Source organism: Streptomyces sp. NPDC107522 (assembly GCF_055657525.1).
The window spans coordinates 705992-732991 of record NZ_JBVKAU010000001.1 but is presented as its reverse complement, the minus strand read 5'-3'; the positions used below and the strand labels follow the sequence as shown (position 1 = coordinate 732991).

Below are 27000 nucleotides of genomic sequence, written 5' to 3'. Positions count from 1 at the left end.
GTCGGGACGACAGGATTTGAACCTGCGACCCCTTGACCCCCAGTCAAGTGCGCTACCAAGCTGCGCCACGTCCCGGTGTGTCCCGCGCGGTGAAGCGCGTGATCACGCAGGTAAACCCTACCTCATCCACGCAGCCGGTCCGGAATGTCGCCGCCTGGGGCGCCGGCCGCGGCCAGGCACAGCGGCGCCAGTGCGGCGAAGCCGCGACTCGACGGCGTGCGGAACGCGCGCCGGCCCCGGTCGGCACCGGCGAACGCGTCGCACGCCGCGCGGGAGACGTCTTGCGCCTCACCTGTTCCGCAACACCGGCTCCCGTCCACCGCCCACCCTCTCGGTGTACTCGTCGGGACAGGTGACCGCCCGTACGTTCACGGACACCGGCACGACGGTCGAGCACTTGTCGGCCGAGGACCTGACCGGCTGACTCGTCGCAGCCTTCCGCATCCCGGTCCGGCCGGCGAGCCCCGCCGTCAGCACAACCACCGCCACCACCGCCCACCACGGCAGACCCGCCGTGGCCATGTACCCGACAACAGCCATCACCGCGAGAAGCGCCGGCACTCTGGACCCCCTTTGTCTCCCCTGCCCCGGCAGCATCACGGGACCCCCGCTACGCACTGGGCATATGCCGTCACAATACGTGAGACCGTCGTACGTAGCACCTCAGCTCATCAGCCGATATGTGTGTGCCGTCATCAGTCCATATGCCTGATGCCGCCCATCGAACTTCCTGTGATGAGCGGCATCCGCTCCCCTCGCCCGCCTGATCAATGGGCGCCGATCAGCTCCTGGCCAGCGTCACTGCGCGTCACCTGCCGCGAGCCCCGCAGCGCGGCGACGCCGATGAACGCCATGGAGGACAGTCCCGCGAGGGCGAAGGCGGTGAAGCCCCAGTCACCCTTGTCCGCGGCGAGGAGTTGGCCGCCGAGCCACGGGCCGAAGACGGCGCCGAAGCGGCCCATGCCGGAGGTCCAGCCGACGGCGGTCGCACGGCTGTCCGGGCGGGAGCGGATGGAGACCGTCGCGTAGATCATGGTCTGGGCGCTGTTCAGGAACACACCGGTCAGGAACACCACCGTGAAGGTCAGCGCCGGCGGCATGTGGACGCTGAGCAGGAAGACCCCGGCGACGGTCAGCGCGAACCAGATCGCCGAGATGCGCGGCGCGCCGAAGCGGTCGGAGGCCCGGCCGGCGACCAGCATGCCCACGATGCCGCCGAGGTTGAACAGGACGACGAAGGTGAGCGCCGAGCCGAGGTTGTAGCCCTCGCCGCGCATCAGGGTGGGCAGCCAGGTGGCGACGCCGTAGACGAGGAGCAGACCGCCGAAGGAGGCCAGCCAGTACAGCAGGGTCTGCGTCCACTCGCCGCCGCGGAACAGGCTGAGCAGGTTGCCCCAGCGGTCGGCGGCGGCCGGGCGGTCGGACTTGGCGGCGGGCAGCTCGACGTCGTAGCGGCTCGCCAGTCTGCCGGCCTCCTCGGCGACCCTTGGCGACCCTTGGCGACGAGGAAGCTCAGCGGCTCGGGCAGGAACCTGGCCGGCACCGGCACGAAGAGCAACGGCAGTACGCAGACCCAGAAGGCGGCCCGCCGGCCGAGCGGTTCGACAACCCACAGGGCGACATAGGCGGAGAGGACGCCGCCGGCGTGGTGGGCGGTCATCAGCATGCCGATGGTGAGGGCGCCGCGGCCACGCGGGGCGTAGTCGGAGACCATGCTGATCGCGGTCGGCAGCAGACCGCCGAGTCCGACACCGGCGAGGGTGCGGCCGAGACCGAAGACGCCGACGCCGCCCGCGAGCGCGCACAGCCCGGAGGCCAGCGAGAAGAGCGTGACGTGACGCAGGCGACCATCAGCTGGTCCTGCGCCCGGTTCAGCCTCAGGCGACCGGCGGTGTCCCGTGCGTGTGGAACGACTCGATCGTCTTCAGTCCCCAGGCCTGCCCCTTGGCCCGCTCGGCCTCGGTCCAGGTGACGAGCGGCCAGTCAGGGGCCAGCACCAGTCGCGTGAGCGGGTTGCACAGTTCGATGCGGTTGCCGCCGGGCTCGTAGACGTACAGGAAGAACGTCTGCTGGATGGCGTGCTTGTGCGGGCCCGTCTCGATGAACACACCCGTGTCGATGGCGAGGTCGGCGGCGCGCAGGATCTCCTCGCGGGTGTCGGTCGCGAAGGCGATGTGGTGCAGCCGACCGGTCGAGCCGGTCCAGTCCGAGGTGTAGACGACGTCGTACGACTTGTCGGTGAAGGTCAGCCAACGGGCGGCGATCTCCCCGGAGTTCAGTTGGATCTGCTCGGTGGGCCGCGCCCCCAGCACCCGCTCCTGGAACTCGGCGTTGGCGAGCACGTCGGCGGCGAGGAAGTTGATGTGGTCGAGCCGTCGTACGCCGACGCCCCGGTTGGGTTTGGCCTGCGGCTGGTTCTTCAGCGCGGGCCTCAGCTCCTCCGGCGCCCGGTAGTACTCGCTCTCCCAGTACAGGGCGTGTTCGTGCCCGTCCGGGTCGGTGGTGAGGTACAGCCTTCCGATGCCGGGTTCGTCCTCGACCCACTTGCCGGTGCCGCCCGCCTCCTCGATCGCCTTGATACGGCGATGGAGTGCCTCCTCGCTGGAGGTGCGCAGGGCGAGCCGGCCGAGGCCCGGCTGCTCGCGGGCGGTGAGGAGCAGGCTGTGGTGCTCGTAGTCGTCGAAGGTGCGCAAGTAGACCGTGTCGCCGTCCTCGCCGTTGACGGTGAGACCCAGATAGTCGGTGAAGAAGGCGACGCCGGCGTCCAGGTCGGGCGTGAACAGCTGGGCGTGGCCGATGTGGGCGATGTCGCCGAGCGGCGGGGTCATCGGTGACCTCCAAGGGGTCGTGCGGGGAGGGGGGCCGTCCCGGCGGACCTGGGGAAGACGGTGCCGTCGAAGATCTTGCGGGCCGTGCGGACCACGGCGGTACGGCGGGCACAGGGCAGGCCGTCGGCGTCGGTGCCGAGGCTGCTCTCGATGTCCAGGAATCCTGTGGGGTGTTCGATGCGGACACGGTCGCCGTCGGCGGGCAGCTGCGCGAGCTCCGCACCGACGCCGCCCTCGACGCGCAGGCCGGCGGCCACACTGGCCGCGCCGAGCACGCCGATGGACGTATGACAGCGCACCGGTATGAAGGTGCGGGTGGTGATCGCGCCGCCGTGGCGGGGAGGGGCGAGGAGGGTCAGCTTGGGAACGGTGGTGGCCGACACGTCGCCGAGGCCCGTCAACTCCCCCGCTTCGAGCCGGAGTTCGCGGAGCCTGGCGGCAAGTGCGAGGTCCTCCTCGAGATCCTTGGGTGTCTCATAGCCGGTGACCTTCAGGGAGGTCGCGGGGATGAGCACGGTCGGCATGCCGTTGTCCACGCAGGTCACCGTCACACCGTCGATGACGTCGCGGACGTTGCCCGTGGGCAGCAACTTCCCCGCTCCGGGCGGGAATTCGATGACCACGGGGGCCGCCGTGCCGGGCACGCCCGAGATCTCGGCGTCGCCCGTGTAGTCGACCCGGCCGCCCGGGGTGGGGAAGGTGGCCGTGGCGAGGTCGCCGGTGTTGACCATGCGGATGCGGACGGAGGTCCGCTCCCCGCCCGCCGGGACCAGTCCGCGCTCGACGGCGAACGGACCGATGCCGGCGAGGATGTTGCCGCAGTTCTGACGGTCGGCCACCTCGGGTCGGTCGACCACCACTTGGAGGAAGAGGTAGTCGACGTCGGCCCTCGGGTCGGCCGACGGTGACACCACCGCCACCTTGCTGGTGAGCGGGTGCGCGCCGCCCAGCCCGTCGATCTGCCGTTCGTCGGGGCTTCCCATGATCCGCAGCAGCAGGTCGTCGCGGGCGGCGGGGTCGGCGGGCAGGTCGTCGGCGAGGAAATAGGCGCCCTTGGAGGTGCCGCCACGCATCAGCAGGCAGCGCACCTCCTCGGACCCGCCCGTCACGAGCCCTCCCCCGCGTACTCCTCGTAGGTCTTGTACTCGACGCCCAGGCGCTCGAGCGTCTCCCGCAACCCGTAGCGGTCCAGGCTCAGTTGGCCGTCGAGGAAGGCGGCGCGGGAGGCGGCTTCCTTGGCCTCGCGGGCCTCGGACCTCTCGGCGGTCTCGCGGGCGCGTTCGCGCGGGACGACCACCACGCCGTCGTCGTCGGCCAGGATCACGTCGCCCGGGCGGATCACCTGGCCGTCGATGGCCACGGGCACGTTGACCGAGCCGCCGGTCGCCTTGACAGTGCCCTGCGCACAGACGGCCCGGGACCAGGCGGCGAAGCCCATCCCCCGCAGCTCCTGGGTGTCCCGGATACCCGCGTTGATGACCAGGCCGCGCACGCCACGCCGCTGCAGCGCGGTGGCGAACAACTCGCCGAACATGCCGTCGGTGGACGGGGAGGTGGTGGTGACGACCAGGATGTCGCCCTGACCGCACTGCTCCACGGCGGCGTGGATCATGAGGTTGTCGCCGGGCCGGCTGAGCACGGTGACGGCCGTACCCGCGACCCGTACGCCCTGCTGGATGGGGCGGATCCCGGAGCCCAGAAGACCGGTGCGCCCCCGGGCCTCGCTGACGGTGGCCACGCCGAACCCGGCCAGCGCCTCGACGTCCTTGGCATCCGCCTTCGGCGGGCCGGTGACGATCACGCCGCTCATGCCAGCTCCTTCGCGATCTGCGGGTAGGGGCGCATGTAGGCCTCGGCCATGGTCTTGTGGGCCAGGCCCAGGTTGGGGCCGGCGTTGCGCTTGAGCTGGACGCCGCGGCGTACGGCGAGGTCGGTGTAGTAGTCCCACAGGTGCTGCTGGGCGCCGAGGCACTCCATGGCCCTGCGCTTGGTCTCCCAGACGTCCGTGATGTCGAGGAGCACCTCGGGCTTGAAGCCGCTCATCTCGGGCTGGTGCGGCTCGAAGTAGAAGACGGGCGGGGCGCCGATGATCTCGCCGGGGCCCGGGTAGCCGACGGCCTGGGCGAGGACGCGGGCCTCCAGTGCCATGCGGTTGGCGGCCGGGTGGTCGCCGTTGTACGGGTCCTCGGTGGGGTGGGTGAGGACGACGTCGGGCTGGGTCTCGCGGTAGACCTCGACCAGCCTGTCGGTCAGCTCGGCGGTGGCCACCAGCGGGTAGTCGCCGGCGTCGAAGAAGCGGACCTCGGCGCCGAGGGTGGCGGCGGCGCGTTCGGCCTCGTCCCGCCGTATCGCCTTGATCTCCTCCAGCTTCTTGCCCTCGCGCCAGGCCTTGGCGGACTCGCCGCGCTCGCCGAAGGTCAGGCAGGCGATGGTGACCTTCTCGCCGCGGGAGGCGGCCAGGGCGACGGCACCTCCCGCCCGCCACACGAAGTCGCCGGCGTGCGCGGTGATGACGAGTGTCGAGCGGGGTGGGGACGAGGGTCCCCCAGCACGGGGAGTGGGGGAGGGCGCGTCGGCCTGGGTCATCGCTGATATCTCCTTGATGGACAGGTGTGCGCCCACTCCCCTGCACCAAGGCCGCGTGCGTCAGTCGCGCAGCGCCTCGATCACGCTGGTGAGGTGGGCGCGGACGGCCGCCTCGGCCGCCTGCGGGTCCCTGGCCCTGATCGCCTCGATCATCGCCAGATGCTCGTTCAGGGAGTGCTGGGGGCGACCCGGCCGCAGCGCCAACTGGAAGCGGTGGCGCACCAGTTGTGCGTTGAGCCGCTCCAGCAGCTCCACGGCGGTGCGCTGACCCGAGAAGTCCCGGATCTTCGCGTGCAGTTCCTGGTTCAGCTCGGAGTACGTCATCGGCTCGCCGTCGGTCACGGCCTTGGTCATCGCCGCGCCGAGGTCCGCCAGTTCGGTCAACTGCTCGTCGCCGGCCGCGACGGCCGCCTTGGCCGCGCACAGTCCTTCGAGGACCATGCGGCACTCGGTGATGGCGACCGCTTCCTCCACGGTCACCACCCGCACCCGCGAGCCGCGGTTGCGGATCCGCTCGACGAGGCCCTGGGCCTCCAGATCGATGAGTGCCGCCCGGATGCTCGCCCGTGTCACACCGAACTGCTCGGCGAGTTCGTTCTCCACCAGCCGCTGCGCCGGTGCCATCTCGCCGTGCAGGATCGCCTGCCGCAGCTGCGCGAGCGCATGCTGTTTGGCCTGCTCTCCGGTGCCCGGACGGGCTTCGTTCGGCATGTGCCCTCCCTGAATGAGTGCCTGTCGAAAGTAAATCTAGTCAAACATAATTGTCAACAATTTTGTCTGCCGTATTGATCGCAGAATGTGCCGCATGCGTCCCGCCGATGAAGTGCGCGGCACAGTGTCCGCCCACCCCCGCCGACACCCCACACTCTGTCCACCCCGCCCCCTGCCCCGCCTGACTAGGGTCGCCCCCATGACCCACAGCCCCGCGCCCCACGAGAGCTTCGCCCTGCACATCCCCGACGCCGAACTCGAACCCGAGCCCCTCAGCCCCGAACAGATCGTCTCCGGGACGCCCGAGGTGACCGGGAAGGTGGTCTGGGAGTCACAGGACGGGCGGCACATCCGCGGGATCTGGCAGATCACGCCCGGGGTGGTGACCGACACGGAGGCGGACGAGCTGTTCGTCGTGATCAGCGGGTCGGCGACCATCGCCGTCGAGGACGGCCCGACGTTGCAGGTCGGGCTGGGCGACATGGCCGTGCTGCGCGAGGGCGACCGTACGACGTGGACGGTGCACGAGACTCTGCGGAAGGCTTACGCGATCACCCTGTGAGCGCGTCGGCGACCACGGTCGCGAGTGTGATCCTGGTGACGTCGGCGAGGTAGCCGTAGTCGAGCGTGGCCGGAGCGTCGGACGTCCGGTGGTAGTGCGGGTTGCCCTCCCCCTCGTACGCGCCGATGGTCACGTCGCTGTGTGCTTCGAACGGCATGTAGTCACTGGCAAAGATGGGCCCGAGCTTCACCGGCAGTGCGGTGTGGTCCGCGGCAGCCTGTGCCATGACCGCGCCGAAGGCCTGCGAGGCGGCATCGTTGCCCGGTACGGCGTTTCCCAGGTCGCGCTCCACCGTCACGGAACCGTCTTCGGGCGGCCGCCCCACCATGTCCAGGTTCACGACCCGGTAGACCTCGGATCCCGTGGCGTGCAGCGCCGCGGCGTACGCCGCGGACCCCCACAGTCCCTGCTCCTCGCCCGAGAACGCCACGAACTGGACGGTGGAGGACAGCGAGACGGGCGCGAGGAGGCGGGCGATCTCGAGTATCGCGGCGACCCCGCTGGCATTGTCGTCGGCGCCGGGCGCACGTGCCGTCGCGTTGTTCACGTCCTCCATGCGGCTGTCGTAGTGCGCGCACAGGATGATGACGGGCTTGTCGGCCGCCGTTCCGGGTTTGGTGCAGATCACGTTGTCGCCGCTGTGACCGGCGTTGGACCACGGGCGTCTGACCACGTCCGCGTACCCCGCCGCCGTCAGACGGGCTACGAGCTCCTGGGCGGCCGGCCCGATGAGAGGGGAGAAGGTGTGCCGCGTGTGAAAGGCGGCCAGTGCCTCGACCGTGGTCCGCAGAGCGTCCGCCGACACCGACTCGACGAGTGCGTTCGTTGACTCGTCCTGCGGGGTGCCCGCCCCCTCGCGCTTCGCCGTCGTGACGAGGGTGGCGGGACTGGGCGGTTGCCGTTTCTCGGGGGGAGCGAGGGGGCGCTCCTCTGATGGCGTGTCATTGGGCATCGCGGGCCGCCTTCACGCGGTGTCGAGGGCGGGCAGGCAGTACGCGCAGCCGTTGTATCCGCGAGCGAGGGCGTCCTCCGCCCGCCGGAACGGCACCTTGCTGTCCGCGCCGAGCCTCTGCCAGTGCGGGCATGTGGAAACGTGCAGCTCACCACTGTGCGGGTTACCGAAGAAGAAGCCCTCCAGCTCCTTCACCGCGGTGATCTGGATCGTCAGACGCCCGGCGATCACACCGTCCTGATGCTGCGTCGCCACGAGCGGATACACCCGCAAGTGCTCGGCGTGACGGGAGAAGTCGATGGTGATGTCGGCTGCCACCCGATCGTCCGGTGCCAGCGTGAACCCCTCAACGACCGCCGTCCTGCCGCCGCGCATCTCCAGGGTGCTCCGCACAGGGCCGGCTTCGGCCAACGTGAGATCGGTCAGCGTGGCGTCCTTGGTGAGGCGGCTCAGCGTACGGACCGAGATCCGGGTGTCCTCGGGCAACGCGGTCGCGTCCAGGTGCCATGAGCCGGTCGTGGCGGTGAGCGCGCCCCGCAGGGTGATGGTCATGTGCGTCTTGCCGCCCGGTGCGGCCATCTGCGGAGCCACGTTCCGCTGCGCCACATTGTTGTCGAACCGGATGATCCGGTCGTTCCGCACCGGCCCGTTGAGCGTGGCGGTGACGGCGGGGTCGGCGGCACCGTGCACGACGGCCGCCAGGCCTTCCTGGTCCACGATCTGCGGGGTCCAGACGAACGGTCCGACCCGCACCGCTCCACCCGGGGGGATCTCCTCGTTGATCACGAGCGTGCCCAGGGACTGGTAGTGCGTCGGCCAGATCATCCCCGTGCCCGGGTCGCAGCGGAACGCCTCGACCTGGAACGCGCCACTGGAGGCCGCCTGAGTCCCCCGGTTGTGCACGCGCACATAGACGGAGTTGGGCTGGTTGTTGATGGGCGCCTCGTGACCGAGTTCGGGGTTGTCGCCGGTGCTGATGTCCTTGTTGCGGACCCAGATGTCCGGGGACGTCCAGAACAGCTGCCCGCTCGGCTGCGCGCCGAGGTCGGTCGGGTTGTCCGCGATGTACACGTCCACCGGCCGCGGTGCCCACAGCCCCTGGTCCACGAAGGCCTCGTCCATCACCTTGCTGTAGAGGCCGCCGGTGAGCGAGGAGTCCGCCGTGATGCAGCCCTGGGCCATTCTCGCGGCGTGCGCGACACCCGTGGAGCTGTCGGGCTGGTCCACGATGAGCAGCATTTCGAGCATCGTCCTGATCATCGCGTCGGCCGCCTCGATCCGCACTCCGGGATCGGGCGAATCTCCGCCCATGCCCAGGTAGCACCGCCACAGTGCCGTGCCGAGCATCGAGTTGCGCCGGTTGACTTCGTAGCTGTTGAAGCCTGCGTCGTCGAACCGTTGGGGGAGGTCGAGGCGGCGCACCGTACTCCACTGGTCGGTGGCGTTGTTGTCGAAGGGGAACGTCTCGGTACGACGGTGCCCGTTGGGGTTGAACCGGTCACGGTAGATGGCTGGGAGGGCGTCGCAGACGCTGTGCTCGTACGACCCCGACCCGCCGTGACTGGCACCGAGCCAGTCGAAGACGCCGTGGACGTACTCGTGGACGATGACTCCCAGGTCGCCGGCGTCGGGGGCGCCGCCCTCGCCGAACCGGATACGCGGGGGCGTCAGCGTCCCGTGCCATTCGCTCTGGTCCTGGCCGTCGTACGCCTGCGCGTCGACCTCGACCTTGACCATGTTGGCGTTGAGCGTCGCGTTTCCCAGAGTGCGAAGGTAGCGCGCGACGGAGTCGAGCCAGTAGTAGGCGTTCGCGCTCAGGAAGGCACGGTTCGCCGGGTAGCTGGCGTAGGAGAAGGTCGGTGATACCTCCTGGGGCTGTGGGAACGAGGGCGGGTCCCAGTCGAGGCATCTGAACCAGTCCCCGTCGAGCCGGAACGTGCCCCCGCCGTCGGAAGGAGCGACCTCGGCCGAGACGTCGTGGCGGAAGGCGTTCAGCTTGGCCGCGCTGGAACCCCCGTGGATGGTGGCGTCGTTCGACTCGGTCACCGGGTCGGGCATGAAGACCTTGAGAGTGGCCGTCACGTATTTTCCGGCGAGCGCGACCCAGAGCAGTTTTCCGGAGACGGCATCCATCACGACGCGGAAATGCTCGAACGGGCCGCTGGTCTCGACGAGCAGATCTCGTACCAGATGCAGCGCACCGTCCGGCTTCGTCCCCTTCTTCAGCAACTCGACCGTGGCGGTGGGATAGTCGGTCTCCGGCAAGGCGGGCCTGTCCGTGTCCCGCCTGTAGACGAGTTCGTCCTTGATGATGCCGGCGCTTTCGAAATCGTCCCGGAACGGAGCGAGGGCGGCCCTGTCGAGATCGTCCAGGGTGCGGGCGGCACTGGGATCGGGAGCGTCCGAGACGTCGGTCTCCCCCGTGTTGTCGACCTGGATGACAGCGGCCTGTTTGACATCGGCGACCGCCTGCACAGTGGCGCCCACGATCGGGAGGTCGTTGTGGAACTGCTGGTAGCGCACCCTCAATGTGGCCGCGCCTTCGGCTGCGTCCACCTCGCGCAGGTCGATCTGGCCCGCCTTGAGCTCCCTGGAGCGTCCTTCCATGAAGCCGTCGATCGCCTTTCGGGCCGTCGGCGCACGCGAAAGAGTCGCCCCCGGGTCCACGTACCCCCGCAACACACCTTCGGAATCCTTGCGTTCACCGACCTGCGGGACCATCCTCAGCGGTTTGTCGGTCTCCGGGCCCGGCATATTTCTCTGCTGGTCGCCATATCCCCGAACCATGGTGCCCCTCCTCCAACGCAAGTGGAGGTCAAGAAGAATGCTCGATCAGAGCGGGATACATCCCCCAGCCCCATACAGGAATTCCCGTCAGAAGTCTAACGCGATGAACAGACACCTGCCACACGAAAACTCTTTGACCGTTAACCAATTGATGATTCGACGGTATTCATCAATCTGCAGGACGGAAGCCCGCCGAGTCGGCCTGACACACCGTCACAGAGGCGGAGCAGTCGTCCCCCGGATTTCCAGGGTGGGAGCCGCCAGATGGATCCGGCCCTCTGCCCCCGCTTCCTCGAAACGGTCGAGCAGACAGCGGGCCGCCCGGCGGCCCACCTCATGGCTGGCGTTGTCGACCGTGGTGAGCCACACGTGACGCAGGCGGGCGATGCTCGTGTTGTCGTACCCGACGACGGACAGGTCGCGCGGGACGCGCAGCCCCAGCTCCTCGGCCGCGGAGAGCGCGCCGATCGCGGCCATGTCGTTGACGGCGAAGACGGCGGTGGGCCGCTCGGGGCGGCTGAGCAGGCGGACGGTGGTGCGGTAACCGCCCTCCTCGGTCATGTCGCTGGGCTCGACGACCGCCTCGGCCGCGAGGCCGTGCTCCCGCATCGTCACCTCGAAGCTCCGCCGGCGCAGCTCGCCCACCGCCCCGTACCCCGCGATGTGCGCGATGCGGCGGTGCCCCAGGCCGATGAGGTGCTCGGCGACCAGACGGGCGCCCCGCTCGTCGTCGCCCGCCACGACGTCGACGCCGGACGGCACCGGCTCGCGGGCACCGGCCACCACGACCGGGATCCGCGCGGCCACCGCTTCGAGCCCGGCCGGGTCGGGCAGCGTGCCGACCACGACCAGGCCGTCGACGCGCAGGTCCAGCAGTGGGCCGGCCGGGTCCTGTCCGGTACGTCGGTTGAGGCGGGCGTCGGCCAGCAGCATGTGCAGGCCGTTGTCGTGGAGCAGGGAGTTGAGGCCGTCGAGCATGTCGACGAACCATGGGTTGCGCAGGTCGTTCAGGAGGACGCCGACCGTGCGGGTGCGCTGCTCGCTGAGGCTGCGGGCGGCGGCGTTGGGGCGGTAGCCGAGCTCGCGCACGGCCCGCAGGACGGCGTCCCGTTTCTCCGGGCGGACCTGGTCGGAACCGCGCAGCACCAGCGAGACCAGTGACTTGGAGACGCCGGCCCGGTCGGCCACGTCGCGGATCGTCGGCGGTCTCATGGCATGGACCGTTCCATGACCTGGCTCGGCTTGTCAAAGGGTTGACAGCGCGTGGAAACGGCGCCCAAGGTGGCCTGGACAGAAAATGGACCGGTCCAAAGAAGGGCTGTCATGGTGGAATCGCTCGGTGTCGCCGTCGTCGGGTTCGGCTGGATGGGCCGGGTGCACACCCAGGCGTACGCCCGTGTCCTGCACCACTATCCGCAGCTGGCGGTGCGGCCGGAGCTCGTGGCCGTCGCCGAGGACGTACCGGGCCGGGCCGAGGAGGCCGCCGCGCAGTTCGGGTTCGCCTCCGCCACCCGGGACTGGCGCGAGGTCGCCGCCGACCCGCGGGTGCGGGCCGTCAGCATCACCGCCCCGAACTTCCTGCACCGCGAGATCGGCGTGGCGATGGCCGAGGCCGGCAAACACATCTGGATCGAGAAGCCGGTGGGCCTGACGGTGGCCGACGCCCGGGCCGTCGCCGACGCCGTCGCCAAGGGCGGCGTCCAAAGCACGGTCGGCTTCAACTACCGCAACGCGCCCGCCGTCGAGGCCGCTCGCGAGATCATCGCCTCCGGCGAGATCGGCGCCGTCACCCACGTCCGCATCCGCCTCTTCAGCGACTACGCCGCCCACCCGGACGGCGCCCTGACCTGGCGGTACGAGAAGGAGCGCGGCGGCAGCGGCGTCCTCGGCGACCTCGCCTCCCACGGCGCCGACCTCGCGCGCCACCTCCTCGGCGACATCGGCTCCCTCACCGCCGACACCGCCGTCTTCATCCCCGAGCGCGCCCGCCCCACCGGCGCGACCGCCGGCCACACCCTGGCCACCGGCGGCGAACTCGGCCCCGTCGAGAACGAGGACTACGTGAGCTGCCTGCTCCGCTTCGCCTCCGGCGCCCGCGGGGTCCTGGAGGCCTGCCGGGTCTCGGTCGGCGAGCAGAACAACTACGGCTTCGAGGTGCACGGCACCAAGGGCGCGGTCTTCTGGGACTTCCGCCGCATGAACGAGCTCGGCGTCAGCCGCGGCACCACCTACCAGGACCAGCCCGTCAGCACGGTCTACGTCGGCCCGGGCGCCGGCGAGTTCGGCGCCTTCCAGCCGGGCGCCGCGAACGCCATGGGCTACGACGACCTCAAGGTCATCGAGGCGTACCGCTTCCTGCGCTCGATCGCCGAGGGCACACCGCACGGGGCCACCCTCGAGGACGCCGTGCACAGCGCCGCCGTACTGGACGCGATGGTGCGGTCGGCGCGGAGCGGCGCGTGGGTGGACGTGACCGCGGGGGCGTGACGGCCCGTCAGCGCGCCCTGGCGGCCCGCATGCCGATCGCCACCTTGACCGGGGCCAGGACGAGCCAGAACCACATGGCCGCGGAGCCCACGGCCAGGGCGAGCGGAATGCTGAGGGAGAACACCAGCACCGTCACCCCGAGGTCCAGCGCGAAGAGGCGGAAGCCCTCCGGCGGCGCCGCCTCGTCGCGCAGCCAGGGGCGCCCGGCCAGGACGAGGACCAGCGCGAGGTGGGCGGCGCCGAGCGCGGCGACCGCCCCCGCGTAGGCGGCGACCGACGCCGGCTCCCTGCCGTACTCGGCGATGAGCTTGGTGGGGAAAGGCAGCAGGGCCGCGACGCCCAGCCCCAGGATGGACAGCGAGATCACCTGTCCGTCGATCTGCCGGACGAAGCCGAAGATCCGGCGGTGCTCACGCCAGAAGGCCCCGAGCACCAGCACGGTGAGCGCATAGGCGCCGAGGTTCGGGATCAGTTCGTGCAGGGCGTCGTGGTACTGCGCCGAGTCGAGTCCACGCGGCACGTAGAAGTCCAGGACCAGCAGCGTGATGGCGATGGCGAACACTCCGTCGGCGAGCGCCACCAGTCGCTCGGGCCCGCCGTCCGGGTTCGATTTCCACATGCGCACGACGGTAGGGAGCGGTGGCCCGCCGAGCGGGCATACACGCCAGGGACGCCCCCGGGACGGTCACCCGATGGGCGTGGGCATGTTGTACGGCGTCACCACCTGGATCGCCGACGGCAGAGTGGGCCCCGCGGGCGGCAGCGCGCCGTGCGCCCGCATGACGATGTGACAGGCGTCGCGCATGTCCTGGCGCAGGTCGTGGTGGAGTACGGCGGACAGGCGCTGCTCGCGCAGCAGGCGGGTGTTGTCGTGGTCGAGGTCGTGCGCCACGAACACCGAACACTCGCGGCCCAGGTCCTCGAAGGCCCGCAGCGTCGCGATGTTGCCGCCGCCGATCGAGTAGACGGCGCGGATCTCGGGATCGCGCTCCAGGGCGGCCCGTACGAGGTCGTACTGGGTGGCGTCCAGGCCCTGTCCCTCGGCCAGTTCGACCAGCGTGCGCTGGGGATGCCGGGCGCGCATGGCGCTGCGGAAGCCCATCTCGCGCTCCTCCTCGTTGCGGAAGAAGCCGCTGCTGAGGCTGGTGAGGACATGACCGGGGCGGTCGCCGAGCCACTGGCCCATCAGGTACGCGGCAGTCGCCCCGGCGGCCCGGTTGTCGATGCCGACGTAGGCGAGGCGTGGCGTGGACGGCAGGTCGGTCACGAGGGTGACCACGGGTATGCCCGCCTCCGCCAGCCGCGCGACGGCTGCGGTGACCTCGGGCACGTCCGGGGCCTTGAGGATCACGCCCTGCGAACCGCGCCGGGCGATCCGGTCCAGCGTCCGCGTCAGCTCCGCCACCGGGCCCGTCTCCCGGAAGTGGAAGCGCGAGCGCACGACGGCCGGGTGCAGGCCCGGCAGCTCGGCCTCCAGGGCGGCCCGTACGGCGGTGGAGAACCGCTCCGGCGCCTGCATCACGATGTCGATCATGAAGGTGCGGCCCACCAGCCGGACCTGGGTGCGCTGCCGGTCGAGGTCGGCGATGGCCTGCTGGACCTCCCGTGCGGTGCTCTCGCGCACCCCTCCCCTGCCGTTCAGGACCCGGTCGACGGTGGCCTCGCTGAGGCCTGCCTGACGTGCGATCTCCCGGATCGGGAAGGGGTGGCCCATGCGGATGCTCCCTTGACTGGTCCTGAGGGGTTTTTGATGGCCGCCTGCTGGTTGTTCGACGGGTTTGTACTGACAAGAATGACAGCACCGAGTCGCCCCTGTCACCGAGAGGACGCCGATGTCCTACACCTCCGTACAACGCCGTGCGTGGCTGTCCGAGCAGGACTGCGACCTCGCCTCCTTCCGTGCGCTCGTCGAGCGGACCACCGACCTTGCCGACTACCCGTACGCCTCCTCCGTGGAGCAGGGCGTCCTGGTCTACGACAGCAACCGGCTGCGCAAGGCCGACGACCCACGTGCGGTGCGCGCCGAACTGGTCCGCGCGCTCACCGACGGCCCGGGCATCGTGGTCTTCCAGGACGCCTTCCCGGACCCGGGGATCGTCGACGGGCTCAGCGCCGTGTTCGACGCCCTGATCGCCGAGCAGCGCGCCTCGGGCGCTGATGCCGGGGACCACTTCGCCAAGCCGGGTGCCAACGACCGGGTGTGGAACGCGCTGGAGAAAGCGGCGCTCCACAACCCCGAAGTCTTCGCCGACTATTACGCCAACGACATCCTGGCGCTCGTCTCGACCGCCTGGCTCGGGCCCGGCTACCAGGTGACCTCGCAGGTGAACGTGGTCAATCCCGGGGGCGCGGCGCAGACCGTGCACCGCGACTACCACCTGGGCTTCCTCTCCAACGAGGCCGCGGCCGCCTATCCGGCCCATGTCCACGTCCTCTCCCCCGTGCTCACCCTGCAGGGCGCCGTCGCACACTGCGACATGCCGGTGGAGTCCGGGCCGACCATGTACCTGCCGTACTCGCAGACGTACGAGCCCGGATACCTGGCCTGGCGGCTCCCCGAGTTCCAGGCCTACTTCGAGGAACACCACGTCCAGCTCCCCCTCGCCAAGGGCGACGCGGCCTTCTTCAACCCGGCGCTGTTCCACGCGGCGGGCACCAACCGGTCCGCGGACATCCGGCGCATGGCGAACCTCCTCCAGGTGTCCTCCGCGTTCGGCCGGGCCATGGAGACGGTGGACCGCGAGGCGGTCGCGGGCGCCGTCTTCCCTGTGCTGCTGGCACGCCGGGCGGAGGGCGCGGACGAGGCCTGGCTGGCGAACGTGATCGCCGCGAGCGCCGAGGGCTACCCCTTCCCCACCAACCTCGACAGCGATCCGCCGGTGGCCGGGCTGGCCCCGCCCTCGCAGGCGGACGTCGTACGGCGCGCGCTGCGCGAGACATGGACTCCCGAGGCTCTGCGGGCAGAGCTGCGGGACGGCGCCGAGCGGCGCCAGAGCTGAAAGGACCCCGAAAGACATGGGACTTCTCGACGACAAGGTCGTCCTCGTCAACGGCGGCAGCCAGGGCGTGGGCGCCGCCATCGCGCGGGCGGCCGTCCGTGAGGGTGCGGTCGTGGCCGTCACCGGGCGGCGCGCCGAGCCCGGTGAGGCACTGGTGGCCGAGCTCGCCGCCGAGGGCGGCAAGGCCATGTTCGTGCGGGCCGACCTGTCGGACGCGGAGCAGGCGAAGGCGTCCGTCGCCGAGGTCGTCGACGCGTACGGCCGGATCGACTGCCTGGTCAACTCAGCGGGGCTGACGTCCCGGGGCACGCTGCTCGACACCACGCCCGAGCTGTTCGACCAGCACATCGCGATCAACCTCAAGGCGCCGTTCTTCGCGATGCAGGCGGCCGTCTCCGACATGGTCGCGCGTAAGGCGCCCGGCACGATCGTCAACATCATCACGTCCTCGGCGCACGGCGGGCAGCCGTTTCTCGCGCCGTACGTCTCCGCGAAGGCCGGGCTCATCGGGCTGACCCGTAATGCCGCGCACGCGCATCGGTGGGACCGGGTGCGGATCAACGGTCTGAATATCGGCTGGACGGCGACGGAGGGGGAGGACGCCACGCAGAAGGCGTTTCACGGGGCGGCCGAAGACTGGCGGGAGCAGGCCGCCGCCCGCCTGCCGATGGGCAAGCTGGGTCAGCCTGACGAGATCGCCGACTTCGTTGTCTTCCTGCTGTCCGATCGATCCGGGGTGGTCACGGGTTCCGTGATCGACTGGGATCAGAACGTACTGGGAGGACTCGACTAAGGATTTGCCGCGCATTGTCGTCAGTCGTGTGCGGCGCCTTGGTGGCTTGTCGCGCAGTTCCCCGCGCCCCTAAAGGGCGCTGCAACACCCCCACTTCAAGGAGCAACATCCCATGCGTATCGGAATCCTCGGCCTCGGCCGTATCGGCGCCTTCCACGCCGAGACCCTCTCCGGACTCGACGCCGTCGAGTCGCTCGTCGTCACCGACCCGTTCGCGGACGCCGCCAAGGCTGCCGCGGAGCGGTTCGGTGCCGAGGTCGTGGACTCGCCGGAGGCCCTGCTGGCGGCCGGCGTGGACGGCATCGTCGTCGCGGCCGCGACCGACGCCCACCCCGCGCTGATCCTGGCCGGGGTCGAGGCCGGTATCCCCGTCTTCTGCGAGAAGCCCGTCGCGAAGACCATGAGCGAGGGCGTCGAGGTGCTGAAGGCCGTCCAGGGCAAGGACGTGCCGATCCAGATCGGCTACAACCGGCGCTTCGACACCGGGTTCGTGGGCGCCCGCGCCGCCGTGCAGAGCGGCGAGCTCGGCCAGTTGCACACGGTCCGCTCGACCACGCTGGACCCGGCGCCGCCGCCCGCCGCGTACATCGCCGCCTCCGGTGGCATCTTCCGGGACTGTTCGGTGCACGACTTCGACATCATCCGCTGGGTGACCGGCCGCGAGGTGACCGAGGTGTACGCCGTCGGCGGCAACAAGGGCGCCGACTACATCAAGGAGGCGGGCGACGCAGACACCACCGGCGCGATCCTCACCCTGGACGACGGCACGATCGCGGTGGTCTCCAACTCCCGCCACAACGCCCGGGGTTACGACGTCCGCATGGAGATCCACGGCTTCAAGGACTCCATCGCGGTCGGCCTGGAGGACAAGCTGCCGCTGCGCTCGGTCGAGCCCGGCGTGACGTTCCCGGCGGGCACCCCGCACGACTTCTTCATGGACCGCTTCACGGCGGCCTATCGCGCCGAACTCACCGCGTTCACCGAGGTCGTGGCCGGCACCCGGCCCTCCCCTTGCACGATCGAGGACGCCCTGGAGGCCGGCTGGATCGCGGACGCGTGCACACTGTCGCTGCACGAGCACCGTCCGGTGACGATCGAGGAGGTACGGCAGGGATGAGCGACTCGAGCCCGGAACCGCTGCGCATCGGAGTACTGGGCGCGGCACGCATCACCGAGCTCTCCCTCGTCGGCCCGGCCCGCACGACCGGCCACCGCCTCGTCGCGGTGGCCGCGCGCGACCGGTCCCGCGCCGAGGCGTTCGCCGACGAGCACGACGTGGAGCGGGTGGTGGACTCCTACGCCGACCTGCTCGCCGACCCCGAGGTGGAGGTCGTCTACAACCCGCTCGCCAACGGCCTGCACGGGCCGTGGAACCTCGCCGCGCTGGCGGCCGGCAAGCACGTCCTGACGGAGAAGCCGTCGGCGAGCAACGCCGAGGAGGCGGCCGAGGTGCGGGAGGCGGCCGCCAAGTCCGGGACGGTCTTCATGGAGGCCTTCCACTACCTCTTCCACCCGGTCACCCGGCGCCTGCACGAGCTCCTGGAAAGCGGTGAACTCGGCGAGCTGCAGCGGGTGGAGACGCTGGTCGCCATTCCGGCGCCGGACGACTCCGACCCGCGCTGGTCGCTGCCGCTCGCCGGCGGCGCCGTGATGGACCTGGGCTGCTACAGCCTGCACGCAGTGCGGATGCTCGCGCCCTGGGCGGGCGGTGCGCCGCGTCTGGTGTCCGCGCGGGGCGGGGAGCGGGCGGGCGCGCCGGGCGTCGACGAGTGGCTGGACGCCGACCTGGAGTTCCCGGGCGGGGCGACCGCTTCGGCGCGCTGCCACATGGCGTACGGCGAGCTGGAGATGAGCTGCCGGATCGTCGGCTCCCGGGGTGAGGCGCTCGCGCCCAACTTCGTGCTGCCGCACCGCGACGACCGGGTCGTGGTGCGGACTGCGCAGGGCGAGCGGACGGAGCGGCTGGGCACGCGCTCGTCTTACACCTACCAGCTGGAGGCGCTGGCCGCGCACATACGCCGGGACGCTCCGCTCGCGCTGGACGCGGACGACGCGCCGGCCACGATGTCGCTGATCGACGAGGCGTATCGCGCGGCAGGGTTCGAGCCGCGGCCGCGTACGGCGCTCTGAGGGAAAACTGGTCGGGCGCCGGGGTTCTCCCCGGCGCCCCACTGTTTCGGTCAGTCCTGGTACAGCGCAGGCCGGTCGACGAGGTCCACCGCGACCCGGCCGCCGTCCTCCAGCGACCGTACGCCCGCCTCGCAGACCGCGGCGACCGCGTAGCCGTCCCAGGCGCTCGGTCCGGTGACCTCGCCGCGCCGGGTGGCGTCGACCCAGGCCTGCACCTCGCGGTCGTAGGCGTCCGTGAAGCGTTCGAGGTAGTCCTGCGCGATGATGCCGCCCCAGCGGCCGGCCGCGTGGGTGACCATGGCGTGGCCCTCGCCGACGCGGGCGGTGCCGCGTTCGCAGACGACCTCGGCCTGGACCTGGTAGCCGAAGCCGCAGTTGACGAAGATCTCGACGTCGACGATCGCGCCGCCGTCGGTCTCGAAGAGCACGAACTGCGGGTCCCGGATGCCGTCCGGTGCGTTGCCGGAGGGCGTCGGGGCCAGCACGGTGACGGCCGTGATCTCGTGGCCGAGCAGCCAGCGGGTCACGTCCATCTCGTGCGTCACCGAGTCGTTGATGAGCATCTCGGACGTCCAGCCGGGCGGGCTGGCGACGTTGCGGTGCCGGTTGTGCAGCATGAGGGGGCGGCCCAGCTGGCCCGTCTCCAGCAGGGCCTTGAGCTTCATGTACTCGGCGTCGTAACGCCGCATGAAGCCGACCTGCACCCGGCGCCGGCCCAGCTTCTGCTCGGCCTGGAGGACGCGCAGCGCGGACGCGGCGTCGGGGGTGAGGGGTTTCTCGCACAGCACCGGCAGATCGTGCTCGAAGGCCGTGAACAGCGCCGCCTCGTGGGCGGGGCCGGGGGAAGCGATGATCACCGCGTCGACGTCGGCCGAGGCCATCGCGGCGGCCGGGTCGGTGTGGGCGGTGCAGCCGTCGACGCGGGCGGCGACCGATTTGGCGCGCTCCGCGTCGACGTCCACGACGGCGGTCACCCGTGCCCCGCTGGTGACCTCCTGGATGCGGCGCACATGGTCCGCACCCATCCTTCCGGTACCGATGACTGCGACTCCGAGTGTGGCGCGCTCAGTCATGGCTGTCCTTTCGGGTCGTCAGGCGCCGCAGGACTTCAGGAACTTCCGGGTACGCACCGCGATGGGCAGCGGCTTGTCCGGTTCGCAGGGGTACATGTCCTGCTCGACGATCGCGAACAGGTCCACGTTCAGCTTCTGCGCGGCCTCCAGGACCGGCCCCAGCTCCGGGACACCGGACGGGGGTTCGCACATCACGCCGCGCTGGACGGCGGGGCCGAACGGGACCTCGTTCTTGACGACGTCCGCGAGGATCTCCGGGTCCACCTGCTTGAGGTGCAGATAGCCGATGCGCTCACCGTAGGTCTCGATCAGCTTGACGCTGTCGCCGCCGCAGTAGGCGTAGTGACCGGTGTCGAGGCAGAGGTTGACCAGCTCCGAGTCGGTCGAGTCGAGGAAGCGCTCGACGTGGGCCTCGGTGTCGATGTGCGTGTCGGCGTGCGGGTGCACGACGATGTCGAGGCCGTACGCCTCCTTCACCTCGTGGCCGAGCCGCTCCATGCCCTTGGTCAGGTACGCCCACTGCTCGCCGGTGAGCTCCGGCGGCTCCAGGATCTCGGCGGTCTTGTCGTCCCGCCAGAAGGACGGGATGACGACCAGGTGCTTCGCCCCCATCGCCTGGGTGAGCGACGCGACCCGGCTGACCTGCTCCCAGGTGGAGTCCCACTCGGACGGGCCGCGGTGCAGGCCGCAGAAGATGGTGCCTGCCGAGACCTGCAGGTTCCGCTTGTTCACCTCGTCCGTGAGGCGGGCCGGGTCGGTCGGCAGATAGCCGTACGGGCCCAGCTCGATCCACGAGTAGCCGGCCTCGGCGACCTCGTCCAGGAAGCGTTCCCAGGGCACCTGCACGGGGTCGTCGGGAAACCAGACGCCCCAGGAGTCCGGGGCGGAGCCGACCCGGATGCGGTCCAGCACAGGGGGCATGTCAGGACTTCCCTTCGGGCGTGCTCGCCACGGGTGCGGTGAGGTCGCCCTCTTCGGGGAGCTCCTCGACGTCCACACCGCGCACCTGACTCAACTCGTGCTTGAGCGCCGCGAGTTCGGTGCCGCCGGCCATGTGGTTGGTGAGCTCTTCGAGGCTGACCTCGTCACGGGAGGCGTTGAGCTCCATGGTGCCGAGGCGCAGGACGCTGAAGTGGTCGCCGACCATGTAGGCGTGGTGGGGGTTGTGGGTGATGAAGATGACGCCGAGGCCGCGGTCGCGGGCGGCGGCGATGTACTTCAGCACGACGCCGGACTGCTTGACGCCGAGGGCGGCGGTGGGCTCGTCCAGGATGAGGACCCGGGCGCCGAAGTAGACGGCGCGGGCGATCGCCACGCACTGGCGCTGGCCACCGGAGAGCGTCCCGATGGGCTGCTCCAGGTCGTCGAGGACGATGCCCATCTCGCGCAGCTCGTGGTCGGCCGTCTTCTTCATCTTCTCGATGTCGAGACGGCGGATCGGCCAGGGGCCCTTGGTCATCTCCGAGCCGAGGAAGAAGTTCCGCCACACCGGCATCAGCGGGACCACGGCGAGGTCCTGGTACACCGTGGCGATGCCCTTGTCGAGCGCCTCGCGCGGGGTGGAGAAGCGCACAGCCTCGCCGTCGACGAGAAACTCGCCCTCGGTGTGCTGGTGCAACCCCGAGATGATCTTGATGAGGGTGGACTTGCCGGCGCCGTTGTCGCCGAGCACGCAGGTCACCTGGCTGGGGAAGACCTGCAGGTCGACGCCGTGCAGGGCGCGGATGTTGCCGTACGACTTGCCGGCGCTGCGCAGTTCGACGATCGGGCCGTCCTTCTCGGGGGCCTTGTCGACGAGGACGGCGCCGTGGGTCCCGGTTCCGTTGGTGGATGTCATGTCGGTCACCTCCGGGTCGCCGTGCGCTGCACGTACAGATTGATCAGGACGGCGCCGAGGAGCATCACGCCGAGGAAGGCCTTGAACCAGTCGGGGTTCCAGCCGGCGTAGACGATGCCCTGCTGCACCATGCCGAACATGAAGGCACCGAAGACCGGGCCGATCGCCGAACCGGCACCACCGGTCAGCAGACAGCCGCCGATGACCGCCGCGGCGATGTAGATCAGCTCCTGCCCGACGCCCTCACCGGACTGCACGGTGTTGAACGAGAACAGCTGGTGCATCCCGACGAACCAGGCACCGAAGCCGACCAGCATGAACAGCGAGATCTTCGTGAACGTCACCGGGACGCCCACGGCTCGTGCGGACTGCTGGTTGCCGCCGACCGAGAAGACCCAGTTGCCGTACTTGGTACGCAGCAGCACCCACGTCGCGATGGCCGCGAAGACCAGCCACCACACGATGGTGATCTTCACGTTGACCCCGCCGACCTCGAACGACGACGCGAAGATCGCCTTGGCCTGGTCGAAGCCGTCCATGTCGCTGATGTCGTCGGTGGCGACGTTGCCGGTGATCAGCTTGGTCACCGCCAGGTTCACGCCCTGGAGGATCAGGAAGGTGCCCAGCGTGACCAGGAAGCTCGGCAGGCCGGTCTTGACCAGCATCCAGCCGTTGAACAGGCCCACCGCCAGCGACACGATCAGCGCGACGATCACGCCGACCCAGACGTTCATGCTCAGCTGGTAGGCGGTCATGCTGGCGGTCAGCGCCGAGGTAATCACCGCGACACCGGCGGAGAGATCGAACTCGCCGCCGATCATCAGCAGCGCCACCGGCAGGGCCATGATCCCGATCGTCGACGACTGGTACAGGATGTTGGCCATCGAGCTGCCGTCGCGGACCGGCGGGGCCGTGATCAGGAAGAAGATCAGTACCGCCACGGCGCCGAGGAAGACGCCGACCTCGGGGCGGGCCAACAACCGCAGCGCCAGGGGGCGTTCGGCGGTGCGCCCGTCCTTCTCCTTGCCGGGGCCGGGGGCCGGCGGTGTGGTCACCGCCGGCTCAGCCTGTTGGGTCATGCTCGTCACCGGGTTCCCTTCGCGGCGAACTTGTCGATCGTCTCGACGTTGGACTTGTCGACGAAGGCAGGTCCGGTCAGCACCGGCTGCTCGCCGCCGCCCATGTAGTTGCCGTTGTTCTTGTAGAGCCACAGCGAGTCGATCGCCAGGTAGCCCTGGAGGTAGGGCTGCTGGTCGACGGCGAACTCGATGTCGCCCTTGCTGATCGCTCCGGTCAGTTCCTTGTTGAGGTCGAAGGTGGCGACCTTCGCCTTGGCGCCCGCGTCACCGATCGACTGCACCGCGGTCAGCGCGAACGGGGCGCCGAGGGCGACGACGTAGTCGATGTCGCTGTCCTGCTTGAGCTTGGCGGTGATCGTCGACTTCACCGACGGCATGTCGGTGCCGTTGACGTTCAGGTTCTCGACGTCACCCTCGAAGGTCTTCTTCACACCCGCGCAGCGCTGCTCCAGGCCGATGTTGCCCTGCTCCTGGATGACACAGACGGCCTTCTTGGCGCCGGCCTCGTTCAGCCGCTTGCCGAGCGCCTCGCCCGCCACGGTCTCGTCCTGGCCGAAGAACTCCATCAGGCCGAGCTTCTGCCACTCGCTCACACCGGAGTTGAGGCCGACCACCGGTATGCCGGCCTTCTTCGCCTTGCTCACGACGTCCTTCATGGCGTCCGGCTTGGCGAGGGTGATCGCGATGCCGTCGACCTTCTGGTCGATCGCGTTCTGGACCAGGTTGGCCTGGTTGCCCGCGTTGGGGTCGTTGGAGTAGATCAGCTTGACGTTGTCCTTGGCGGCGGCCGCCTCGGCACCCTTGCGGACGATGTCCCAGAAGGTGTCGCCGGCCGACTGGTGGGTGACCAGGGCGACCGTCATGCGGGGCGTGCTTGCCTTGCCGGCGGAGGCGCCCTCCGCGCTCTCCTCAGCCTTCTTGCCCCCGGAGCTGCTGGAGCAGCCTGCGAGGGTGAGCGCTGCCGCTGCGGCCACGGCCACGACGGGGGCCAGTCTGCGGGAGCGAGAGTAAGAGCGGTCCATCTTTCCAGCACCTCACTGTGCGACGGGGTGTTGCGACGGGGGAAAGGGGATGATCACTGGGATCGAGGCCCGGACCAGTGGGAGAAGCCCGGGTCGTGTGCCGTGGAACACGGCGGTTTCGCTGGGACGGGATCCAATCGCTGGATCCGGCCGCTGTCAATACTTTGTTAAGACATCATTTCACAAGCAGGTCCGAATGTAAGTACAAAGTATTGACAGCGCCGGCCTCCACGTCCTACACCTGGGAGGCGGCAGGCCCCCTGGGGGCCCCACCCCCAGCCCAGCTCTAGGAGCGTTGCGCATGGCCGAGTCAGCCAAGCCCTTCGACTTGATCACGATGGGAAGGATAGGAGTCGATCTCTACCCCCTGCAGTCTGGCCTACCTCTGACGCAGGTGGAGACGTTCGGCAAATTCCTCGGCGGCTCGGCCGCGAACGTCGCCGTGGCCGCCGCCCGGCTCGGCCGGACCACCGCCGTGATCACCCGCACCGGCGACGATCCCTTCGGCGCCTACCTGCACGAAGCCCTGAAGGACTTCGGCGTCGACGACCGCTGGGTGACGCCCGTCGCGGCGTACCCGACGCCGGTGACGTTCTGCGAGATCTTCCCGCCGGACGACTTCCCGCTGTACTTCTACCGGCAGCCTAAGGCGCCTGACCTGGAGATACATTCCGACGAGCTGGACTACTGGGCCATCCGCTCGGCCCGCGTCTTCTGGATCACCGGCACCGGCCTGAGCGAGGAGCCCAGCCGCTCCGCCACCCTCGCCGCCCTCAAGGCACGCGACAAGGCGGGCACCACGGTCTTCGACCTCGACTGGCGCCCCATGTTCTGGAAGGACCCGGAGGAGGCCCGCCCGTACTACGCGGAGGCCCTGCGGCACGTCACCGTCGCCGTCGGCAACCTCGACGAGTGCGAGGTCGCCACCGGGGTCCGTGAGCCCCGTGCCTGCGCGGAGGCGCTGCTGGCGGCCGGTGTGGAGCTGGCGGTCGTCAAGCAGGGCCCCAAGGGCGTGCTGGCGGTGCACCGCGACGGTTCGGAGGCCGAGGTGCCGCCGGTGCCGGTCGAGGTGGCCAACGGCCTCGGCGCGGGCGACGCCTTCGGCGGCTCGCTGGTCCACGGGCTGCTGTCCGGCTGGGATCTGGCCGAAACCATGCGGTATGCCAACGCCGCCGGCGCCCTCGTCGCCTCCCGCCTCGCCTGCTCCTCGGCGATGCCCACCGAGTCCGAGGTCGAAGACCTCCTCGCACGGGCGTCGTAGCCGAGCACCCCGGGCGTCGTGGCCGAGCACCCCGGCCGACGGAGCCACCCATGAGCGGCTTACCGAGCCACCCTGAACGGAGCCTTTCCTTGAGCATCACCATCCGCGACCTCACCGCGGTCAGAGCCCGGCACCCCGAGGCGATCGCCGAGGCCGCCGCCCGCCGGACGCGCCGCCCGCTGATCGGCGACAGCGGCCGCCTGATGATCGTGGCCGCCGACCATCCGGCCCGCGGCGCGCTCGGCGTCGGCGACCGGCGCCTGGCCATGGCCGACCGGGCCGATCTGCTGGAGCGTCTGTGCATCGCGCTGTCGCGGCCCGGCGTCGACGGAGTGCTGGCCACCGCCGACATCCTGGAGGACCTGCTGCTGCTCGGTGTCCTCGACGACAAGGTTGTCATGGGCTCCATGAACCGTGGGGGCCTGGCCGGCGCGTCCTTCGAGATGGACGACCGCTTCACCGGCCACCGCGCCGAGGACATCGCCCGCCTGCGTTTCGACGCGGGCAAGCTGCTGGTCCGTATCGACTACGCCGACCCGGGCTCACTGACCACCCTGGAGTCCACGGCCCGCGCCATCGACGCCCTGGCCGCGCTGCGGCTCCCACTGTTCGTCGAGCCCTTCATCTCCCGGCGGATCGACGGCCAGGTGCGCAACGACCTGTCCGCCGAGGCCGTCACCAAGTCGATAGCGATCGCGTCGGGACTGGGCGGCACCTCTGCCTACACCTGGCTGAAACTGCCCGTCACCCATGACCCCGACGACATGGCCGAGGTTCTTGAGACGTCCACGCTGCCCGTCGTCCTGCTCGGCGGTGAGGTCGGGGGCTCCGCCGAAGAACAAGCGGGAGCGTACGAGCGCTGGCGCAAGGCGCTCGCACTCCCCACCGTCCAGGGCATGGTCGTCGGCCGCTCGCTGCTCTACCCGGCCGAGGGCAGCGTGGAGACGGCGGTGGACACGGCCGTCGGCCTGTTGTGACACGGATTGGGACGCGGAGGAACACGATGACGTATCACCTTCCCGCGGGAAAGGCGCTCGGCGGCCCGTACGTCGTGGACGTCACGCCCGAGAAGGCCGGCTGGGGCTACTCCAGCCTGCGGATCCTGGAGCTGCCGCCCGGCGGCTCGCACACCTTCGACACCGGCGACAGCGAGTGGATCGTGCTGTCGCTGAGCGGCGGCTGCACGGTCGAGAACACGGACGACTTCGGCCACGACACCTTCCGGCTCACCGGCCGTGACAGCGTGTTCAGCGGCGTGAGCGACTTCGCCTACGTGCCGCGCGATGCCCGTACGACGGTCTCGTCGACCGGCGGCGGACGGTTCGCGCTGACCGGCGCGCGCTGCTCGCGGCGGCTGCCCGCCCGGTACGGCCCGGCGTCGTCGGTGCCGGTGGAACTGCGCGGCACCGGCAACAGCAGCCGCCAGGTGAACAACTTCGGCGCGGCCGGGGTCTTCGAGTGCGACAAGCTCATCGCGGTCGAGGTCATCACCCCGGGCGGCAACTGGTCGTCCTTCCCGCCGCACAAGCACGACGAGCACCGCCCCGGCGAGGAGTCGGTGCTGGAGGAGATCTACTACTTCGAGTTCGCCGACCACGACGGCACCCCCGGCCTCGGCTACCAGCGCGTCTCGCCCTCCGGGCAGGGCCGCAACACCGATGTCCTGGCCGAGGTGCGCGGCGGCGACGTCGTGCTGATCCCCGACGGCTGGCACGGGCCCTCGATGGCCGTGCCCGGCCACCACATGTACTACCTCAACGTCATGGCGGGACCCGAGGCCGAGCGCGCCTGGCTGATCTGCGACCACCCCGATCACGCCTGGATCCGCGGCACCTGGCCGGACCAGCCCGTCGACCCCCGTCTGCCCCTCTACACAGCCCCGTCCCAGTGAGG

At 70.1% G+C, this 27000-nt stretch carries 25 protein-coding genes, 1 tRNA gene and 1 pseudogene; 9 read left to right on the top strand and 18 right to left on the bottom strand.

The window, feature by feature from the left end; translation table 11 throughout:
- Window position 1 precedes the first annotated feature (1 nt).
- From ACZ7L6_RS03220 to ACZ7L6_RS03185, 8 genes and pseudogenes are all read right to left on the bottom strand, one after another.
- Window positions 2-75, bottom strand: a tRNA-Pro gene (locus tag ACZ7L6_RS03220).
- A 213-nt stretch (window positions 76-288) separates the two neighbouring features.
- Window positions 289-561 carry a hypothetical protein gene (locus tag ACZ7L6_RS03215; RefSeq protein ID WP_471920214.1) on the bottom strand — a complete coding sequence of 91 codons (273 nt, stop codon included), beginning with the start codon at window positions 559-561 and terminating at the stop codon, window positions 289-291.
- A 206-nt stretch (window positions 562-767) separates the two neighbouring features.
- Window positions 768-1834, bottom strand: a pseudogene (locus ACZ7L6_RS03210) (MFS transporter); the annotation flags it as partial.
- A gap of 43 nt (window positions 1835-1877) precedes the next feature.
- Window positions 1878-2828 carry a VOC family protein gene (locus tag ACZ7L6_RS03205; RefSeq protein WP_471920213.1) on the bottom strand — a complete coding sequence of 317 codons (951 nt, stop codon included), beginning with the start codon at window positions 2826-2828 and terminating at the stop codon, window positions 1878-1880.
- Window positions 2825-3937 carry a 4-oxalomesaconate tautomerase gene (locus ACZ7L6_RS03200; RefSeq protein ID WP_471920212.1) on the bottom strand — a complete coding sequence of 371 codons (1113 nt, stop codon included), beginning with the start codon at window positions 3935-3937 and terminating at the stop codon, window positions 2825-2827. The genes ACZ7L6_RS03205 and ACZ7L6_RS03200 overlap by 4 nt, the downstream gene beginning before the upstream one ends.
- On the bottom strand, window positions 3934-4638 hold the full coding sequence (locus ACZ7L6_RS03195; RefSeq protein WP_471920211.1) for a 4-carboxy-4-hydroxy-2-oxoadipate aldolase/oxaloacetate decarboxylase: 705 nt from the start codon (window positions 4636-4638) through the stop codon (window positions 3934-3936). The genes ACZ7L6_RS03200 and ACZ7L6_RS03195 overlap by 4 nt, the downstream gene beginning before the upstream one ends.
- Complete coding sequence (locus ACZ7L6_RS03190) at window positions 4635-5414, bottom strand: PIG-L deacetylase family protein (protein ID WP_471920210.1); 780 nt, start codon at window positions 5412-5414, stop codon at window positions 4635-4637. The genes ACZ7L6_RS03195 and ACZ7L6_RS03190 overlap by 4 nt, the downstream gene beginning before the upstream one ends.
- Before the next feature lie 60 nt (window positions 5415-5474).
- Window positions 5475-6125, bottom strand: a complete 651-nt coding sequence (locus ACZ7L6_RS03185) for a GntR family transcriptional regulator (RefSeq protein ID WP_471920209.1) — start codon at window positions 6123-6125, stop codon at window positions 5475-5477.
- Between the two features lie 199 nt (window positions 6126-6324).
- Between ACZ7L6_RS03185 and ACZ7L6_RS03180 the strand changes: the two genes are divergently transcribed.
- Complete coding sequence (locus ACZ7L6_RS03180) at window positions 6325-6687, top strand: cupin domain-containing protein (protein WP_471920208.1); 363 nt, start codon at window positions 6325-6327, stop codon at window positions 6685-6687.
- On the opposite strand, the gene ACZ7L6_RS03175 is transcribed toward ACZ7L6_RS03180, so the two are convergent.
- From ACZ7L6_RS03175 to ACZ7L6_RS03165, 3 genes are all read right to left on the bottom strand, one after another.
- On the bottom strand, window positions 6677-7639 hold the full coding sequence (locus ACZ7L6_RS03175) for a M28 family metallopeptidase (protein ID WP_471920207.1): 963 nt from the start codon (window positions 7637-7639) through the stop codon (window positions 6677-6679). The genes ACZ7L6_RS03180 and ACZ7L6_RS03175 overlap by 11 nt on opposite strands.
- A 12-nt stretch (window positions 7640-7651) precedes the next feature.
- On the bottom strand, window positions 7652-10426 hold the full coding sequence (locus ACZ7L6_RS03170) for a hypothetical protein (RefSeq protein WP_471920206.1): 2775 nt from the start codon (window positions 10424-10426) through the stop codon (window positions 7652-7654).
- Window positions 10427-10639: 213 nt separating this feature from the next.
- Window positions 10640-11638, bottom strand: coding sequence for a LacI family DNA-binding transcriptional regulator (locus ACZ7L6_RS03165; RefSeq protein WP_471920205.1), 999 nt, complete (start codon window positions 11636-11638; stop codon window positions 10640-10642).
- Between the two features lie 111 nt (window positions 11639-11749).
- On the opposite strand from ACZ7L6_RS03165, the gene ACZ7L6_RS03160 reads away from it, so the two are divergent.
- Complete coding sequence (locus tag ACZ7L6_RS03160; protein ID WP_471920204.1) at window positions 11750-12913, top strand: Gfo/Idh/MocA family protein; 1164 nt, start codon at window positions 11750-11752, stop codon at window positions 12911-12913.
- A 7-nt stretch (window positions 12914-12920) separates the two neighbouring features.
- Here ACZ7L6_RS03160 and ACZ7L6_RS03155 read toward each other — a convergent pair whose 3' ends face one another.
- Window positions 12921-13532 (bottom strand): TMEM175 family protein, encoded by a 612-nt coding sequence (locus tag ACZ7L6_RS03155; protein WP_471920203.1) that lies wholly within the window; start codon window positions 13530-13532, stop codon window positions 12921-12923.
- 66 nt (window positions 13533-13598) lie between these two features.
- On the bottom strand, window positions 13599-14627 hold the full coding sequence (locus ACZ7L6_RS03150) for a LacI family DNA-binding transcriptional regulator (protein ID WP_471920202.1): 1029 nt from the start codon (window positions 14625-14627) through the stop codon (window positions 13599-13601).
- A gap of 118 nt (window positions 14628-14745) precedes the next feature.
- Between ACZ7L6_RS03150 and ACZ7L6_RS03145 the strand changes: the two genes are divergently transcribed.
- The 4 genes from ACZ7L6_RS03145 (at window position 14746) to ACZ7L6_RS03130 (ending at window position 18835) form a co-directional block, all read left to right on the top strand.
- Window positions 14746-15912 (top strand): phytanoyl-CoA dioxygenase family protein, encoded by a 1167-nt coding sequence (locus tag ACZ7L6_RS03145; RefSeq protein WP_471920201.1) that lies wholly within the window; start codon window positions 14746-14748, stop codon window positions 15910-15912.
- A 16-nt stretch (window positions 15913-15928) separates the two neighbouring features.
- Entirely contained in the window at window positions 15929-16705 is a 777-nt protein-coding gene (locus ACZ7L6_RS03140) for an SDR family oxidoreductase (RefSeq protein ID WP_471920200.1), read from the top strand.
- A 112-nt stretch (window positions 16706-16817) separates the two neighbouring features.
- Window positions 16818-17822 carry a Gfo/Idh/MocA family protein gene (locus ACZ7L6_RS03135; RefSeq protein ID WP_471920199.1) on the top strand — a complete coding sequence of 335 codons (1005 nt, stop codon included), beginning with the start codon at window positions 16818-16820 and terminating at the stop codon, window positions 17820-17822.
- Window positions 17819-18835 carry a Gfo/Idh/MocA family protein gene (locus ACZ7L6_RS03130; RefSeq protein ID WP_471920198.1) on the top strand — a complete coding sequence of 339 codons (1017 nt, stop codon included), beginning with the start codon at window positions 17819-17821 and terminating at the stop codon, window positions 18833-18835. Before ACZ7L6_RS03135 ends, ACZ7L6_RS03130 begins: the two co-directional genes overlap by 4 nt.
- Before the next feature lie 50 nt (window positions 18836-18885).
- Here the strand turns inward: ACZ7L6_RS03130 and ACZ7L6_RS03125 are convergent, their stop codons facing one another.
- The 5 genes from ACZ7L6_RS03125 to ACZ7L6_RS03105 are packed head-to-tail and all read right to left on the bottom strand — an operon-like array spanning window position 18886 to window position 23846.
- Window positions 18886-19908 carry a Gfo/Idh/MocA family protein gene (locus ACZ7L6_RS03125; RefSeq protein WP_471920197.1) on the bottom strand — a complete coding sequence of 341 codons (1023 nt, stop codon included), beginning with the start codon at window positions 19906-19908 and terminating at the stop codon, window positions 18886-18888.
- An 18-nt stretch (window positions 19909-19926) separates the two neighbouring features.
- On the bottom strand, window positions 19927-20829 hold the full coding sequence (locus ACZ7L6_RS03120; RefSeq protein ID WP_471920196.1) for a sugar phosphate isomerase/epimerase family protein: 903 nt from the start codon (window positions 20827-20829) through the stop codon (window positions 19927-19929).
- A 1-nt stretch (window position 20830) separates the two neighbouring features.
- Complete coding sequence (locus ACZ7L6_RS03115) at window positions 20831-21745, bottom strand: ATP-binding cassette domain-containing protein (protein WP_471920195.1); 915 nt, start codon at window positions 21743-21745, stop codon at window positions 20831-20833.
- Window positions 21746-21750: 5 nt separating this feature from the next.
- Window positions 21751-22824 (bottom strand): ABC transporter permease, encoded by a 1074-nt coding sequence (locus ACZ7L6_RS03110; RefSeq protein ID WP_471920194.1) that lies wholly within the window; start codon window positions 22822-22824, stop codon window positions 21751-21753.
- Between the two features lie 5 nt (window positions 22825-22829).
- A complete protein-coding gene (locus ACZ7L6_RS03105) occupies window positions 22830-23846 on the bottom strand; it encodes a sugar ABC transporter substrate-binding protein (RefSeq protein ID WP_471920193.1) in 1017 nt (338 codons plus the stop codon).
- A 301-nt stretch (window positions 23847-24147) separates the two neighbouring features.
- Between ACZ7L6_RS03105 and iolC the strand changes: the two genes are divergently transcribed.
- The 3 genes from iolC to iolB are packed head-to-tail and all read left to right on the top strand — an operon-like array spanning window position 24148 to window position 26998.
- Entirely contained in the window at window positions 24148-25107 is a 960-nt protein-coding gene (iolC, locus tag ACZ7L6_RS03100; protein WP_471920192.1) for a 5-dehydro-2-deoxygluconokinase, read from the top strand.
- 50 nt (window positions 25108-25157) lie between these two features.
- Window positions 25158-26084, top strand: a complete 927-nt coding sequence (locus tag ACZ7L6_RS03095) for a Cgl0159 family (beta/alpha)8-fold protein (protein ID WP_471920191.1) — start codon at window positions 25158-25160, stop codon at window positions 26082-26084.
- Between the two features lie 26 nt (window positions 26085-26110).
- A complete protein-coding gene (gene iolB, locus ACZ7L6_RS03090; RefSeq protein ID WP_471920190.1) occupies window positions 26111-26998 on the top strand; it encodes a 5-deoxy-glucuronate isomerase in 888 nt (295 codons plus the stop codon).
- The last annotated feature ends 2 nt before the right edge of the window (window positions 26999-27000 follow it).